Source organism: Sporomusa sp. (assembly GCF_057736855.1).
In genome coordinates, this window is record NZ_JBYKYF010000039.1 from 1 (window position 1) to 14,036 (window position 14,036).

25 protein-coding genes are annotated in these 14,036 nt (G+C 44.3%); 5 read left to right on the forward strand and 20 right to left on the reverse strand.

Annotated elements, in window-relative coordinates:
• Positions 1 to 56: 56 nt before the first annotated feature.
• The 18 genes from larE to AC29Z1_RS04410 all read right to left on the reverse strand — a co-directional run bounded on the left by larE (position 57) and on the right by AC29Z1_RS04410 (position 11,598).
• The gene (gene larE, locus AC29Z1_RS04325) at positions 57 to 881 is read right to left on the reverse strand and encodes an ATP-dependent sacrificial sulfur transferase LarE (protein ID WP_488270227.1); all 825 of its coding nucleotides are present in this window, start codon (positions 879 to 881) and stop codon (positions 57 to 59) included.
• Between the two features lie 72 nt (positions 882 to 953).
• On the reverse strand, positions 954 to 1,088 hold the full coding sequence (locus AC29Z1_RS04330; protein ID WP_488270228.1) for a hypothetical protein: 135 nt from the start codon (positions 1,086 to 1,088) through the stop codon (positions 954 to 956).
• 186 nt (positions 1,089 to 1,274) lie between these two features.
• The gene (locus AC29Z1_RS04335) at positions 1,275 to 2,573 is read right to left on the reverse strand and encodes an ankyrin repeat domain-containing protein (protein WP_488270229.1); all 1,299 of its coding nucleotides are present in this window, start codon (positions 2,571 to 2,573) and stop codon (positions 1,275 to 1,277) included.
• A 151-nt stretch (positions 2,574 to 2,724) separates the two neighbouring features.
• Positions 2,725 to 3,324, reverse strand: coding sequence for a hypothetical protein (locus AC29Z1_RS04340; protein ID WP_488270230.1), 600 nt, complete (start codon positions 3,322 to 3,324; stop codon positions 2,725 to 2,727).
• A 305-nt stretch (positions 3,325 to 3,629) separates the two neighbouring features.
• A complete protein-coding gene (locus tag AC29Z1_RS04345; protein ID WP_488270231.1) occupies positions 3,630 to 3,977 on the reverse strand; it encodes an asparagine synthase-related protein in 348 nt (115 codons plus the stop codon).
• 172 nt (positions 3,978 to 4,149) lie between these two features.
• Entirely contained in the window at positions 4,150 to 4,443 is a 294-nt protein-coding gene (locus AC29Z1_RS04350) for a hypothetical protein (RefSeq protein ID WP_488270232.1), read from the reverse strand.
• On the reverse strand, positions 4,431 to 4,595 hold the full coding sequence (locus AC29Z1_RS04355; protein WP_488270233.1) for a hypothetical protein: 165 nt from the start codon (positions 4,593 to 4,595) through the stop codon (positions 4,431 to 4,433). The genes AC29Z1_RS04350 and AC29Z1_RS04355 overlap by 13 nt, the downstream gene beginning before the upstream one ends.
• Positions 4,596 to 4,716: 121 nt before the next feature.
• Positions 4,717 to 5,940 carry an FtsK/SpoIIIE domain-containing protein gene (locus tag AC29Z1_RS04360; protein WP_488270234.1) on the reverse strand — a complete coding sequence of 408 codons (1,224 nt, stop codon included), beginning with the start codon at positions 5,938 to 5,940 and terminating at the stop codon, positions 4,717 to 4,719.
• A 95-nt stretch (positions 5,941 to 6,035) separates the two neighbouring features.
• Complete coding sequence (locus AC29Z1_RS04365; protein WP_488270235.1) at positions 6,036 to 6,233, reverse strand: helix-turn-helix transcriptional regulator; 198 nt, start codon at positions 6,231 to 6,233, stop codon at positions 6,036 to 6,038.
• 189 nt (positions 6,234 to 6,422) lie between these two features.
• Positions 6,423 to 6,761 carry a hypothetical protein gene (locus AC29Z1_RS04370; protein WP_488270236.1) on the reverse strand — a complete coding sequence of 113 codons (339 nt, stop codon included), beginning with the start codon at positions 6,759 to 6,761 and terminating at the stop codon, positions 6,423 to 6,425.
• Positions 6,762 to 6,971: 210 nt separating this feature from the next.
• A complete protein-coding gene (locus AC29Z1_RS04375; RefSeq protein ID WP_488270237.1) occupies positions 6,972 to 7,148 on the reverse strand; it encodes a hypothetical protein in 177 nt (58 codons plus the stop codon).
• A 171-nt stretch (positions 7,149 to 7,319) separates the two neighbouring features.
• Positions 7,320 to 8,090: a phosphoadenosine phosphosulfate reductase domain-containing protein gene (locus tag AC29Z1_RS04380; protein WP_488270238.1), complete on the reverse strand. Its 771-nt coding sequence runs from the start codon at positions 8,088 to 8,090 to the stop codon at positions 7,320 to 7,322.
• Entirely contained in the window at positions 8,083 to 8,736 is a 654-nt protein-coding gene (locus tag AC29Z1_RS04385; protein WP_488270239.1) for a hypothetical protein, read from the reverse strand. Before AC29Z1_RS04385 ends, AC29Z1_RS04380 begins: the two co-directional genes overlap by 8 nt.
• Positions 8,733 to 9,710 carry a hypothetical protein gene (locus tag AC29Z1_RS04390; RefSeq protein ID WP_488270240.1) on the reverse strand — a complete coding sequence of 326 codons (978 nt, stop codon included), beginning with the start codon at positions 9,708 to 9,710 and terminating at the stop codon, positions 8,733 to 8,735. The genes AC29Z1_RS04385 and AC29Z1_RS04390 overlap by 4 nt, the downstream gene beginning before the upstream one ends.
• Complete coding sequence (locus AC29Z1_RS04395; RefSeq protein ID WP_488270241.1) at positions 9,700 to 10,173, reverse strand: hypothetical protein; 474 nt, start codon at positions 10,171 to 10,173, stop codon at positions 9,700 to 9,702. Before AC29Z1_RS04395 ends, AC29Z1_RS04390 begins: the two co-directional genes overlap by 11 nt.
• Positions 10,119 to 10,889: a hypothetical protein gene (locus tag AC29Z1_RS04400; RefSeq protein ID WP_488270242.1), complete on the reverse strand. Its 771-nt coding sequence runs from the start codon at positions 10,887 to 10,889 to the stop codon at positions 10,119 to 10,121. Before AC29Z1_RS04400 ends, AC29Z1_RS04395 begins: the two co-directional genes overlap by 55 nt.
• Positions 10,850 to 11,197, reverse strand: a complete 348-nt coding sequence (locus tag AC29Z1_RS04405) for a hypothetical protein (protein WP_488270243.1) — start codon at positions 11,195 to 11,197, stop codon at positions 10,850 to 10,852. The genes AC29Z1_RS04400 and AC29Z1_RS04405 overlap by 40 nt, the downstream gene beginning before the upstream one ends.
• Entirely contained in the window at positions 11,197 to 11,598 is a 402-nt protein-coding gene (locus AC29Z1_RS04410) for a helix-turn-helix domain-containing protein (RefSeq protein ID WP_488270244.1), read from the reverse strand. Before AC29Z1_RS04410 ends, AC29Z1_RS04405 begins: the two co-directional genes overlap by 1 nt.
• 110 nt (positions 11,599 to 11,708) lie before the next feature.
• Here AC29Z1_RS04410 and AC29Z1_RS04415 point away from each other — a divergent pair, with 110 nt between their 5' ends.
• Positions 11,709 to 11,906 carry a hypothetical protein gene (locus AC29Z1_RS04415; protein ID WP_488270245.1) on the forward strand — a complete coding sequence of 66 codons (198 nt, stop codon included), beginning with the start codon at positions 11,709 to 11,711 and terminating at the stop codon, positions 11,904 to 11,906.
• Positions 11,907 to 11,972: 66 nt separating this feature from the next.
• Here AC29Z1_RS04415 and AC29Z1_RS04420 read toward each other — a convergent pair whose 3' ends face one another.
• Positions 11,973 to 12,182 carry an LLM class flavin-dependent oxidoreductase gene (locus AC29Z1_RS04420; RefSeq protein ID WP_488270246.1) on the reverse strand — a complete coding sequence of 70 codons (210 nt, stop codon included), beginning with the start codon at positions 12,180 to 12,182 and terminating at the stop codon, positions 11,973 to 11,975.
• Positions 12,183 to 12,340: 158 nt separating this feature from the next.
• On the opposite strand from AC29Z1_RS04420, the gene AC29Z1_RS04425 reads away from it, so the two are divergent.
• The 4 genes from AC29Z1_RS04425 to AC29Z1_RS04440 all read left to right on the forward strand — a co-directional run bounded on the left by AC29Z1_RS04425 (position 12,341) and on the right by AC29Z1_RS04440 (position 13,804).
• Entirely contained in the window at positions 12,341 to 12,595 is a 255-nt protein-coding gene (locus AC29Z1_RS04425) for a hypothetical protein (RefSeq protein ID WP_488270247.1), read from the forward strand.
• A gap of 161 nt (positions 12,596 to 12,756) precedes the next feature.
• Positions 12,757 to 13,092, forward strand: coding sequence for a hypothetical protein (locus AC29Z1_RS04430; protein WP_488270248.1), 336 nt, complete (start codon positions 12,757 to 12,759; stop codon positions 13,090 to 13,092).
• Positions 13,093 to 13,180: 88 nt separating this feature from the next.
• Positions 13,181 to 13,552, forward strand: coding sequence for a hypothetical protein (locus tag AC29Z1_RS04435; RefSeq protein ID WP_488270249.1), 372 nt, complete (start codon positions 13,181 to 13,183; stop codon positions 13,550 to 13,552).
• A gap of 87 nt (positions 13,553 to 13,639) precedes the next feature.
• A complete protein-coding gene (locus tag AC29Z1_RS04440) occupies positions 13,640 to 13,804 on the forward strand; it encodes a hypothetical protein (RefSeq protein ID WP_488270250.1) in 165 nt (54 codons plus the stop codon).
• A gap of 18 nt (positions 13,805 to 13,822) precedes the next feature.
• On the opposite strand, the gene AC29Z1_RS04445 is transcribed toward AC29Z1_RS04440, so the two are convergent.
• The coding region (locus tag AC29Z1_RS04445) for a hypothetical protein (RefSeq protein WP_488270251.1) at positions 13,823 to 14,036 on the reverse strand (214 nt) is incomplete at its 5' end.

Genomic DNA, 14,036 nt, shown 5'->3' on the forward strand with positions numbered 1-14,036 from the left:
AAAGAGGCGTGTCACAAGACGTTTTTTCCATAAACGTTTTGCGACACGCCCTTATCTTATTTACTACCATCCAACTGTAAGACAGCATTCATACTTCCGGTACGATATCCGGCCAAATCCAGTGTCACATAAGTAAATCCTAATTTTTTAAGTTCCTTAGTAATCAAGTCAGCTGTAGCAGGCTGGGCCAATACCAGGATATCTTCCCGCGATACTTCAATGCGGGCTAGATTATCGTGGTGCCTAACCCTAATCTGTCCCCGGCAAAATCGTTTAACAAATTCCTCAGCAAGCTCAATTTGTTTCAGCCTCTCGGCTGTAACCGGCAAACCGTAAGCTACCCGCGAAGACAGACAAGCTGCGCTGGGTTTATTCCAAGTAGGAACGCCCCACTCCTTAGATATCGCACGTATTTCGTCCTTGGTTAGTCCAGCTTCCAGCAAAGGGCTACGTACGCCCTGCAACTCGTCGATAGCGCGCATGCCTGGACGATAATCTGACTTATCGTCAGCATTTGATCCGTCCAACACCCAGGCTATCTTCTCAGCATCTGCCCATTTCCTTATGGCACCAAAACGTTCTTTTTTACAGAAATAACAACGCTCCGGCGTATTAGCAACAAATTCTTCGCTGGCCAGTTCGCTAATGTGTAAGAATACATGCCTAATGCCAAGTTTTCGGGCAATAACAATAGCCTCTTGCCGTTCCGACTCAGGCAATGTTTCTGAATACGCAGTAACAGCGACAGCGTTATCACCTAATACCCGCTGAGCAGCTGCTGCTAAAAAACTGCTGTCAACCCCGCCGGAAAAAGCTACTGCCACTGTTCCCATTTCTTTTAACAACTGTCTCAGTTTTTCTAATTTTTCAGTCATCTGCATGCTAATCCCTCCTGCATATTAGCTGTAAATAGCATAAACCAATTGTTTTCCTAACCCCCGCCAAATTCCAAGTTATCGTTGAGTATTGATCCCGGCTTTATCCAGATGGGTAAGCATCTGCCTGACACCAGAATCGGGCGTTAGTTCAATACCTTGGACTTTAGAGGGAAATGTATTTCGGCGTTCATTATTGGCTTTACCATTCATGGCTGCCTCCTACAATGGATAATTAAGCTGTGCAAGGCATTTAAATAAAAAATAAAGGCCAAGAAATCGTCCATATCAGGGCAATTCCTAAGCCTTTAGTCCATCTAATCAGCTAAGGGATATAGTTAGTATATTATAGAATGAAAATATCACAGCAGCTCGTCTATTGTCAACAAGCAATTGCCGTTAGAATATAAAAATGCTCTTGATTTTCATATCATCAGGCAGGGTATTGGTGTCACCGCCATTAAGCCAGGCAATTGGCAGATTGTCAGTACTTAAGTCAATTTCATAGCGAATCTTGCTGTCCCGTGCTATGGCGTACAAGCTGTCAGTATATTGGATGGAGCTTATAGTGCCTGTTTGCCGCAATTCTCCCAAAGTGGCACCCACCCCAATACCATGAGCGGTCTTGTAACGAGCATCATAAACGCGAATAGCTGTAATAATGTTATCCTCAGTTTTTTTGTTACGAGCAAAGTACACGGTTAATACCGGTGATTCTCCCTGTTCACCATAAGCTCTTAATACCGGATAGGTCCGACCGGCAAAAAACTCTTCTCCCGGGCTGACAGCTTGTTTGGCAAATTGCTGATAGAGGGTATCAACAGATTTGCCTACACCAATAGCTCCAGCATAACCATCGACTAAGGTGAATTTATCTGCCGGTTGACTGGTAGTGGTGTACGGCCTGTTATAAATAATTTGAGTATTTTTCGTCATGGTTGTGGCAATCTGCTGCTTGGGTTCATCGCCGCCCGACGTTTTTCCGGTTATTTTAGGAGCCGATTCCACTTTTTCTAACACATCTTTCAGTTCGGTATAACCAGCAGCTACAAGCGCGGCAAGTACTTGGCGATCATTCTTGGTTTTCGCCATATTGATAACATGATTACCGTTACTATCATTGACAGTGACGTTAGCGCCGTGTTGTAGCAGCATAGCTACCACTTTGGCATGGCTATTCCAGACGGCTTTCATCAGCGGAGTTTGACCATCTTTATCCCGGACATTTATATCTGCACCTTTATCCAGCAATTGCCGAACCACAGCAGTTCGACCATAAGCAGCCGCTGCGTGCAAAGGGGTAAAACCGTCGTTTTTCCGGTAAACGTCAGGTGACATACCAGCTTCGATAAACAAAGCCGTAATCTCCTTATCGCCTCTTCCGGCATATTTAACAAAATTCTCAGCCGTAAAACTTATACTCATACGAGCAAGACGGTTTTCCGGTAAATTGGCGGCTTCCAGAGTGGCTTTACTATCTACAATTCCATAGTATGCTCCAAGCCCGACAATAACAGGTAACACGATCAAAGCAATATATACAAAATGCTTAGGCTCCATTCGCTTAATTGTCCCATCCACTATGGTCTTAGCGCTTGCATAAGCTCTGGGGATATCAGGTGTTGCAATTTTCGGTGGCTTTATCATTTTCAGTTGTTCGATGAATGTTGTTATCTTAGCTGTGATGTTTGCCCACATAATCCAATAACACTCCATAGGTAAATTTAACTAGCACTAATACTATATTCATTAAAAAGGTCATTTTCCCTTTATTTGTCCGATCAATGAGGAAACTTGACCTAAAAAGACTTGTCTTGTTTGTCAAAAATCAAGAGAAGCATTGGATTTCTCAAACCAGGATACTAACATGTTTACTTTTTTTCTTGTGAACTGCCTGTTTGTTTTTTGCGTTTTCCTCGATTTGTGCCTTAACTTCCGCGTTTTTCCGACGCACAGCCACTTCCGCCGCAGCAATCCCATACTTTACTGATTCCTGCAGGTCAAGGTCAACCTCAGATGTATAAGTTTTGTCCTCGTGGTTACCGCCACTAAAATATCCAATACTCGATTGTCCCGGATACCTGGCCTTTCCGGCAGCAGACAAGAGTTTACTCATGCTTCTATTTTCCAATAAGCGCTCATGTTTAGCCAGCGCGCGTTCCCTGTCCCGTTCTTTTTTGGCAATAGCAGCCTCTCTTGCCAGTCTTTTTTCCTCCAGTTTTTTTGATATTTCATCATACATTTTTTGGCCAATCTGCTGTTCAACGGCAGCTAATTCTCGAAGCTGTTGTTTGATCTCTCCCGTCTGCTGTCGATCATTGTTGTGATTGCCAATATTGCTCTGCAGTTTCTGCAGAAGATTTGCACGCCGCTCCCGTAAAGCCGACAAGGTATCTTTCGGCCTAAAAGCAGCCAACAAACGATTTAAACCGGCTTGATCGATAGCCATACTTCCCACTCCATCTGTACTTCTTGTTATTTATTATATCGACAACTTGCTGAGAAAATTAAGTCATATTGCCAGGATCATCCTCGGCCATATAAGCACAAATCGCAGAACTCCTTAAAACCTGCTTTCAACTTAAATTCATTAAGACGTACCATTTGCCTGCGAATGCAACGCTCCGGCCTCCAAAATTATTTCGTCCAGATAAACGGCAATTAATGTTTCTTTCCAAATAAAAAATACTACTGTATGTCTCCATCCTGACACACAGTAGTTCGCAAGGAAAACAAGCTATAACAATTTTCTCTTCACACTATCTGTACCTTATATTCGCGCAGCCAATGATCTGCCTGGATAAGATAGGCAAATAGCTGCGGCCCGCTCATCAATTGCCCAAACCAGGGAATGTTTGAAGCCGCCAAGTCAGTTTGCGCAATTTCTTTAAGTTTCTCTATATTGAGAATTTGCTGTAACGGGGATGTCGAGTCATCCAAAATCCTAAGCGCCTCATCAACAACAAGCCTGGTATAAGCCGGGTTATGCGTTTTAGGATAGGGACTCTTTTTTCGCCATAACACATCCTCAGGCAAAATTCCTTCCATAGCATGGCGCAGCAATCCCTTTTCACGATTCTGGTGATACTTCAAAGTCATCATATCAAACGCACATAAAACCCCGGTTAAGGCCGGGGTTTGTTATATCCGCTACCTATTCGTCTACTTATACGCCCACTATCCGCTACCACGTACAAAGACAAGCCTAAAAATCAGTAATTATACTGTCCAAATTTCTAAAAACAGGGCTACGGCGTTATATTACGCGCACGCGTTAGCCAGCTATCATTGCGCAAAATTGCTTAAATAACATCAGTGCTAGCGAAATAAATATCCCCACCGCCGCCAAATAGCTTCCATTCGTTACCAACCGAGCAATGCGACCATTGCCAAACGCACTAAGTATCATGCTGCCAGCCATACCAACTACTCCGACAGCAAATATAGCTACTACGCCATATAGATATATTTGAGCATCCGGACTGGCATTAACTATTAAGTCTTTAAGTCCAGCAGCCGAACATGCCCGGGGAGCCAATAATAACGCTAGAAATACTATTTTACACATCTTAATTCCTCCCTAATTTTATTTATCAGGTCATCGGTAATGGTAATCACGTTGTCGCCTGGTAATTTAAACACGCGGTCAGTAATACGATAGTCCTTACTTGTGCCAGTAACAGTATTGACTACCGTATACGTCCCTGTCGCATAATCCATTGATGTACGTTCCCATGATTTCCGCCTATGGTCAAGCCACAACCGGCACCAGTTAATAGCAATCCTCTGTAAAGGCTCCCGGCACTCTCCCAGATAATAAAAATACGGTGCCGTCAGTGTGCTACGTTTTATTACGCCTTGCTTTGCTAGTGCTCTTAATCTGCGCTGCGCTACCCTTGCCGATGGAAATAATAATATCGTCAGCTGCTCCGTGTCCAGTACGCCCCATTCTGTCAAAATCTCCTTTAAGCGCGAATCCCTCTGGTAACATTGTCGACGATAATTGCTCAACACAAACAACCTCCTCCGGATCAAAATAAGGCATTTGTATTTCTGTAAGTTCCCGGCCATGTCTCCAGTATGCACGGCCTGGTATTGCCGGTAAGTCTGCACCCTCAGATGAGTCTAGTATAATTCGACTATCTATACCGCTGATGGTCTGGAAGCACAGCCTGCCTGTGAAATTGGCCTTGGCATCACCGAAAGATTTGCTGGTAAATATCTTTGCCGACGGTCGCTGAGTGGCAGCTACTATGCATATACCAGCAGCACGACACAGTCTGAGCAGCGTTTCTAAATCCTCTTGCGCATCCTTGTCTTTGAGTTCGGCCAATTCGTCAATTATCAGGACTATGTATGGGATTTTTGCTTTTGTCTTAGCGTTGTATTTCTGCACGTTAACAAATCGCGATTGCTTCAGCAGTAGTTGGCGCCGGCGCATTTCTTGGACTAACCGATTTAATGCCTGGCAAGCTGTTTCTTGCTCAGTAACTAGCAGTACCCGATTCTCCAAGTAGTTGTACTCTGACATTTTAAGGTCGATTATGACGATGATTGGCGGCTCTCTGAGCGATAATAACGAGTTAACTATGACATGTACCGCATTGGATTTTCCCGCGCCTGTAGCGCCTCCTATAAGCATGTGAGGTAGTTTCGCCAAGTCAACCACTTGTAGACCTGCTGTACTGTAACCTATCGGCACTGGCAGTATACCTGTTCGCGGATAGTCTGCTGGATAATCAAAGTAATTACTCAATAAATTGTTGCTGATTTTTAAAATAGCCATTTTACCCGATTGTCGGATTTCAACATTGACTTTATCACCACCAGCCGCATCCCTAAAGTAATCCAGTTTTGAGTAAAAATCCTTAAATGATATACCGGCTGGCAGCGCAATTGTGAATGTGTAGCCAGCCGCTGTTTTTTGTTTCGCGTGGATCTGCGGTCTGCGCGTGTCCGGCCAAAGGGCTTCCAATGTTTCAATGACAGCGAGCGGGATTTCTTGGCCGAACATCGGAAGTATAATTGACCGGATATCGTTTTTGATCTCCTGAAAAATATTCACCGAATCACCTCCGTATATTCGTTTGATGGTTAAATATATGAACGTGACACGAAAATATTGCATGTCCTTACGAAAAAATCTCAAAAAAATATGACCTATTCGATTATTTCAAATAGGTCATTCACAGTGCATTTTAATTTAATGCTTAGTTTTAGTGCTGTTAGTAGCGATGGTTGCACTTTCTGTTTTTCCCATCTGTTATATAGTTTACTATCAACATTTAAGAATTCAGCAAACTCCGTCTGATTCATCTCCATTTTATGCCGCCAACTCTTGAGTTTATTTCTAAGCATAAAACCATCCCATCAATAATATATTGATAGGATATTCTATGTTTGTAAAATAATTCCTGCAACATAAAAATTGCCCCCGGCACACGCCAGGGGCTTTTTAATGCTCCAAAAACCATTTCCCATCTAAATCATCCCGAAACAAATTAACCTCTTTCCCAGCAATGCATTCGGATATTGTGCCGACGCCAGTCATATACCTAAAGACTCAATAGCCGCAATTCGTTCAGCAGCCGTCCATTGTTGGACCCGCTCTGCAAGCTCTTTAGCGCCGGCAATACCCAGGTCGGCAATACTCTCGTGGAGATACCGGATGGCAACAGGAGTAAGCATAGAACCACACACAGCTGCACCCAAGACCATTTTTTCTTCGTCGGTCATTGCAGGGACGGTGGTATTCGCCATGATGGCTTCGTACCGTTCAACGATGTCACCTAGGCGGCGCGAGAATGTGCCATTGCGGGTTTTGTCTTTAAATTGGTCAGCCAGTTTTTCTAAAGGTGGATTCATCCATATCTGTTTACGACTCATATTATTCCTCCTTAATTTTAAAGCCGGGACGATGCCCGGCTAGTTTAATTTTATTAGTACCATTTGTCAAGCGGTTCAGTATAAATATAACCGCTACCTTTTTGCCATTCACTCTATTCGGTGGTTCCGTCGGCATGAAATTCTAGCTTTCCAAAGGGGCTTGTGACCTGTCTGCCGCATTACCAGGGCTGTGCGCCCTGTCACTCTGCTTTATTCTAGAGCTAGACAATCATCAGATTTGAGAACCAGCTTTTTAAATTCTTTTGCCTCTTCAATTGTATTAAATACTTTCACATACCATGCAGGTTGTGGGCATCCGATAACGTTTGAGTAGTAAACAGTCACCTTGTTCTTCCGTCTCATAACGTAATTAGCTTTCTTTTTCATATTCTTCCTCCTTGCAGTCACGCTATGCTGACTGTCTCAGTTTATTTGAGGTATCCCTACCTCTTGACTATATAATAGCATAACTACACACAAAATGCAATACCTAAACTACACACTCTTTAAATATTTTTTTCAAAATTTCAAAAAAATAAAACCCGGCATAAACCGGGTCTAAACATATCTGCGTATTTCCGGCCAGCGCAAAGCCAGTTCGTTAAACTTGCATGGATTTGTTCTTTTTAGGTGTGATATCATACCATGCCGCCATGCCGATTCAGCAATAAACCAAGTGATTTCTGATCGCTCTCGTTCGGGATCGTCAGCTTTATCATAACAAGACAAGTATGGTAGATTGCGCTCAAATATATAAGCCCATACATCCGCACCTGTCCAATCTCGTAATGGACAGGCTGTCCATGTTTTGCGGTTCTCGGTCTTATAAATGTATCCTTTTTTGCTTAGCATTAAATTACGACCTCGGCTCTCGTGGCGTGTTAGACCGATAAATTGCCCAATCCACCCCTGCTGCTCAACATATTCAGCCACTTGCTTTTTGTATTCGCGCGCCATAGCGTTCGCTGCCTTGATTTGTTCTGGTGTCTCTGGATGGATAAAAAAACCAACACTATCATAAACATCCCATTCGCCAACAACCGGAAGTAGGTGCAGGTCAAGACAACGATCTGCAGTCAATTGTTTAACTAATTTGGTGTTTTCCCCAGGCATTTCTGGATAGTAAAAATGCAACACTGGGCCGCGCCAACCGGCCACACAGCATAAGTCTAACATTGCAACGCTGTCTTTGCCGCCGCTACACGATAGGTTCCATACACCTTGTATTTTAATTGCCTCTCTGACTATTTCTATGGCTTTGGTAACATGCCGTTTGTATACTGGCAATTTTGCATGCAATCTATATTGTTCGCGCCTCCAATTATCCACGGTACACCTCCGGCATCACACACAACCTCTGATGGTCACTATGCCAATATGGCGGCCTAATACCATACTGCATTAGTCTGCCCTGCTGTGTCCCGTCATACGGTATTGCCCGCTTACCGCTCAAATCCTCCGGCCACGGCTCAACAATCCAATAATCAACGGCGCCTAAGCCCTGGCTACTCTTTTTTCCGATATGAGTTACGGTCCGGCATAAATCCTGCACCGCGTCCAAATTGCCAACGGCATACCATTCCATGCGGTCAAATAACTGTATAACCAATGGCATCCGATATGCTTTATACTCGGCAGATTTTACATTGATTTTGCCACGCCGCTTGCCAAAATCAATGTATTTTTCCAGCGCATCATCAAACCGTTTATGCCAAAATATTGTATGCTCTCCCAAGGAGGGCGCAGTGTTAAATGAGCAGGCCCAATACCAGTCGTCTCCCTGTCCGCGCCGCTCAAATGGCAATTCGGCAACTATTATATCATTTTTCAGCATATGACTACTGGCGTTATAAAACGCCTCCGGGTGGTTTCGTCGCATCCATTCAGCCGCCAGGATACTATCAAGCGGGAACCAAGGATCAGTTCCCGCTATTCTTCCGTCCTGCATAACAGCCGTTATTTTCAGTGGTTTCATCTCTTGCCACCACCGGCTGCCAGCAATAGTGTTAGTTCCTCTGCGTTCTCTTTCAGATATTTATCATACATATCAACCAAAAACCGGTCATATTGATTTTTAGCATCTTCAGCCGGTTTGGACAGCCATAAACAGTCATTACCTACAGATAAAAACTTGCCCTGGCTTTCCTGATCACCGGCTTTGCGCCAGGTGTATTCAATTTCTACCAGGCCATGTCCTGTGCCGGACTTGCCACCTATGTAACTGGCTTTTGAAAACTCAACCAGTGCGGAAACAAAGGCGCCAAGCTCCAAATCCGTCATGTCACACAAATCAATACGCTGGTACATAACAGCACCGGCTGCAAGCATCTCAATGGTATACCGCATTTGCTGGGGAGTTTCGTCTTTTTTCTTTTCTTTTTTACCATCCAGCAACAATGTGTCTTGGCTATTTTCTAGCAGATATGTGCGCCGGTTTTCGTTCTTGGCATCATCCATCCGGGTAAATGATTTATCGAACGTCCATTGCCGCCATGACGGTGCATCATCCTGGCGTAGATGGGCCGGCAGAACACGCTGACACTCCCGGACGCATGGATACATACTGCCGATTTTTACTTTGCCGGTCAGAATCTGATTACCCACGCCGCCACCGAATACACTCAGCATAGGTATATTACGCCGGTACATACGTGCCTGGTCGATATCTACTGACTGATCGCCGCCCAGGCTGCCACCACTGAACAGCAAATAAAATACTGCTGGATTGTATTTGATATTACCGAGCTTTTCGGTCATATAAATAGCGGCCAAATCCCGCAAAATGCCGCGAAACGCGTTGCCGGAATAAACAAATACCTCTACCGGCCTGCCGTCGGGGCCAATAATAATATCTTGGCTTAGATAACTGTCCGGGCCTATGGACTCGCCTATATGGGATAGCGGGGATAATAACGTAATGGTACCGTCCAGTCGTATGTTATGCATCATGGTCAATTACCTCCATAGTTTCAAATTTGGCTTCAATCGGCTTTTCGCGTTCTAGCCGGTCGCGAACCAGCAAGATAACCAATGCCGTTTTTTTGTATAAAATGTCCAGCACTTCTCGGTGGTCAACCTCTTGCAAAACATCAGTTAAAAACTGCCGCTTGCCTTTGTCAGCTACCTCCACAATACAGCCGTCCGGTAATAACTTCATGCTGACTAAACCGTCTGGTATCGTTTTGGCCCAGCGGGGTTGAATTGTACTGCACATCAGCTTTGGTTTCAGTTTTTCAATAAATTCGCCTAAGTCGGCAGCCCGTTTGGCTACGGACTTGACGGCGCGTTCAATAATTCCCCACATATCCATACTAACTTTAAACCGTTTACTGTCTCGGCTCCGGTAAACAGCGTAAACTAAAAGAGCTGCAACTGCACTTCCGTGGTCGTCGGTGTCGAAGTTGTAATACATACTGGCTTTTCCTCCTCTATTTTTTCGGGTTGCTCAGGCGGTTTTTGAGCAATAAATACTGCCAAGTCAAACATGCGTTGTCCCCGATATATTGCCACCCGTTTTTCTAGCTCCTGAAATTTGGATATACCAAACTGTTTTATGCGATTTTGGTTGTATCGGCCTGTAGTAATTTCTTCTTTTGTAAATACAGCGTACAAGCTCTCAATCCAACCAAGCATCTCGGGTAAAAAGTTGCGGTCAACTGGTACGCGGGTATCCTCCATCTGTACGGCGTAATTATCACGGTCATAATTAACTATCGACTTAAAATGCACCCACTTTTGACCGGATACGGCAATACAGAAAACAAATGGTGGCTGCGGCGGCTCTAGTAATAATTGGCGCAAGGTAATACGGTCAGGATGTTGCAGTTTGTCCGCCGTTGCGACAATGGAATAGTTGCGCAACTCACGAAATGATAAGCACCATGCACACCCTGGACAGATAGATTCCGACTGAGGATACCGGGCTTTATCGCGGTCTGTGAATGTCGGCAGTATTGCCTTAGCAACAGGTTTGCCCATTCCGTCAGTGTTGCCGCCGCAAAGATAACATTTTGCATCTTTTACCGGCACTAACTCAACATCCGTATATTCCACTGATTTACCCATAGCTAACGGTATTACACCGCTGGCTAACGCTGCTGTCCTGATAAATTGTGTTGGTGTGACCAATTCCATCCCCTCCTTTCATAACGTATTTTTGTTTCCATTCCTTCGGACAAAATCGTCCGAACAATTGGCCATGCGTTATCGTGTTTACGTAAATCCTGCATTACCACAATCAAATATTTAACATCTCGATACTGAGCGCGATAGACAACACACGGATGCTTGTCCCATGTCTGTACACCGACGATCTGCTTATTGTCCTGCAATGCCGCCTGGATCAGCGTCCGAATGGTCAGTGTTGGTAAGTCGGCTACCCGCTCACGAAAACGCTGTATGGCGTGTGGTGGTACATAAAAAGGTTGCTTAAACATTACTGCCTCACTGCCCTTAAAATGTCCGCTTTTTTTGCTTGCCTTAATGCCTCTGTTGCTGTCGCGCCCGTTTTCATGGCTCTTAACAGTACAGAGGCTACTAGTTTTTTTGACGGATCGGCTCTTATTTTTACACGATGTCGGTGCATGGCAATTCTAGCTGCAATTGCAGTGCAACCTATTTCTGCTGCAATTTGCTTATACGTTTTTCCTTCGGCACGTCCATCGCAAAGCAATTGATTTAGTTTTTCTGACCATTTAACATAATGATTTCGGGCTTTTAAATATTTATAAACAACCGACTTAGATAATCCAACAATTTTAGCGACTTGATATCCATTTAGTCCAGAATTATAGAGCTCAATAATTTTTGTTTTTTGCTCATCGGATATAGGCTTCATTAGATTATCTCCACTTAATTTAGATATATATTAATAAATTTAGTATAATCTAAATTAATTTACCTTACAATATTATTTTGCTATAATTACGCCATAAAGGAGTGTGTCATATGTCAGCATTTGTTAAAGCTAAGATAATCGAATCAGGGTGGAAAATCCGCGATGTTGTTGCAGAAATGAACAAACGCGGCTGGAGAGGTACGCCATCGAATTTTAGCCAGAAACTTAGCAATGGCACACTGAGGTATAGTGAAGCTGAAATGATTGCCGATATTATAGGAAAGAAAATAATTTGGGAAGAAAAATAACCGCCGTTTGGCGGTTTTGTTGTATAAAAAATAAAACCGCACCCCGGAGGATGCGGCAGGCCCCGGCTACTGCTGGGGTTCTTTCCTTTTCCAGACTAATTCACAACCGAGAACTTCGGCAATATCTTCAACCTCAGAAAACCGAATTGATCCGCGCCGGATCTTTTGGCTTAGGTTTTGTACTGATACCGGTTTACCATATTTTTTGCTTAGCAATTCGGCGACTTCGGTCATTGTTTTATTTTGTTCCATTATTTTGGCACGTATATTTAGCATGTAAATCACCTCAATAATATAATAACGTATTTTAAACTTTTTTACAACATTTTAAATAATTTTATTAAAAAAACTCTTGACGTTTTAAACTGTATCGTTTATAATTAAATCAAGATAAAGGTTAGCCCACCGGACGGGCGAAAAAGAGGAGGAGTAATATGAACATTAATGAAAAATTAGTAAAAAAAATCGAGGAGGAGATTAAATACCAAACGGGCTCATCTGAGAAGTTAGTAGCCATTCAATACCTAAAATCGGTTTCCCGTATGCGCGGGACGGGATACCGAAATGATATATACGCCGTCGCTACCGAAAGCGGCAAGGCGTATTATGTTACAGAGGTCAGATACAAATGGCCTCTGGATTACAAAAACCCCCATGGCTACGTTGTTGAGCCATGGAGGGGACGGTAGGTAGCACTTCTTGCCGGCCGCTAGGCCCAGCCCCGTGAAAGCCGGGGCCGCCCGAAAGGGCGCGGCGCTCAAGGATTATATAAGTCTGTCATGGTTTATACTCCGTCAATACAGGAGTTATAACAAAGAACTGTTATAAGGATTATAAAGGAGGGGTAACGATGTCAGCAAAAGATATTCGGTTGGAAAATCTGGTTCTCGGCCAGATTGTTGGCTGCTCCGGCCCAGTTTTCCTGGGCACCGAAAAAGTTGGCCGCTGGGTGGTAAACCCCGATGGCCTAACCGTTAAAATAAAGACCCCGTTCGAGTACGTACGTGAGTACGGAGACGACTGGAGACCAAGAAACTTCGTCCGTGATGAATACATCGAAATCACGGATGAAGAAACCTTAGCCCGGTTGTGGAAAGACTGGGCAGAGTATAATAAAGTTAACTCTGTCGAATCCTGGGAAGCATGGTGCGATCGCTACTACCCAGGGTGGCAGAACGCAGAGTGACCAGTAGGGGCTTGTCCCCCCTCTGGGTAATGCGGGAGCCGAAAGGCTGCGGTCACAACCCCCGCGAAAATGAAAGGAGCGAATGAGCATGGTAAAAATATACAACGGTACTCCACATCCGATCAACATTATTCAAGGTGCTACCTTTAGCCCCGACATAAGAAAATTCGTGGGTGGTGAGGTTATACAAACTATCCCCCGAATGGGCGTACTCAACGCCCAGATCGAAACCGTAGAGGTTCTCGACGAAAGCGGAATCCCTACGTTTCAAAAAAGAATTTTGGGGTGCGACGAGTATCCCCAAGGGTACGACATTGTCATTGTCTCGGCTTTGTATGCGTCTGCGTACAGGGCCAAACACGGTACTGTACCTGAGTCTATGAGACTCGTGGCAGATCCCGTCATGACGGATGACGGGCAAACTTTCCGCGGGTGTCGTGGCCTTGCATATCCTTTTTAGTCTTTAGTTTTGCTAGTGCCCATCTGTAGTTTTACAGGTGGGCACTATGGAGAACTAAAAAAAACAAAAGGAGATGTTAGTATGTGCATGGATTGTACAAAAAAGGAAACCGCTACATTGTCCTGTGAAATCCACCCCGCTGTCGAATGCAACGAACGCTCAGTCAAAGGCGATTTTGCCGCCGCCTGTGACGGTCAGGTAGGGTGGCATGACGGCAAACATCCGCAATGTTGCGGAAACTGCTGGGCATAACCTTCGCGGCTGCACTTATTATAATTGATGTCGCAGGGAGGGATTTATAAGTGTCGGCAAAAACTTGTGAAACTTGTTCCCATAATATAAAAGATCGTGGCTGGTGTGAACACCAGGATATACCAACGTGGGGCTGCGTATTGCCTCACGACCATGAAGGCACATGCCAAGAAGGTTGGCTAGACGCGTGTTGCCTTCACAAACCGGCTGAATAGGCCGGTATTTTTTTGTC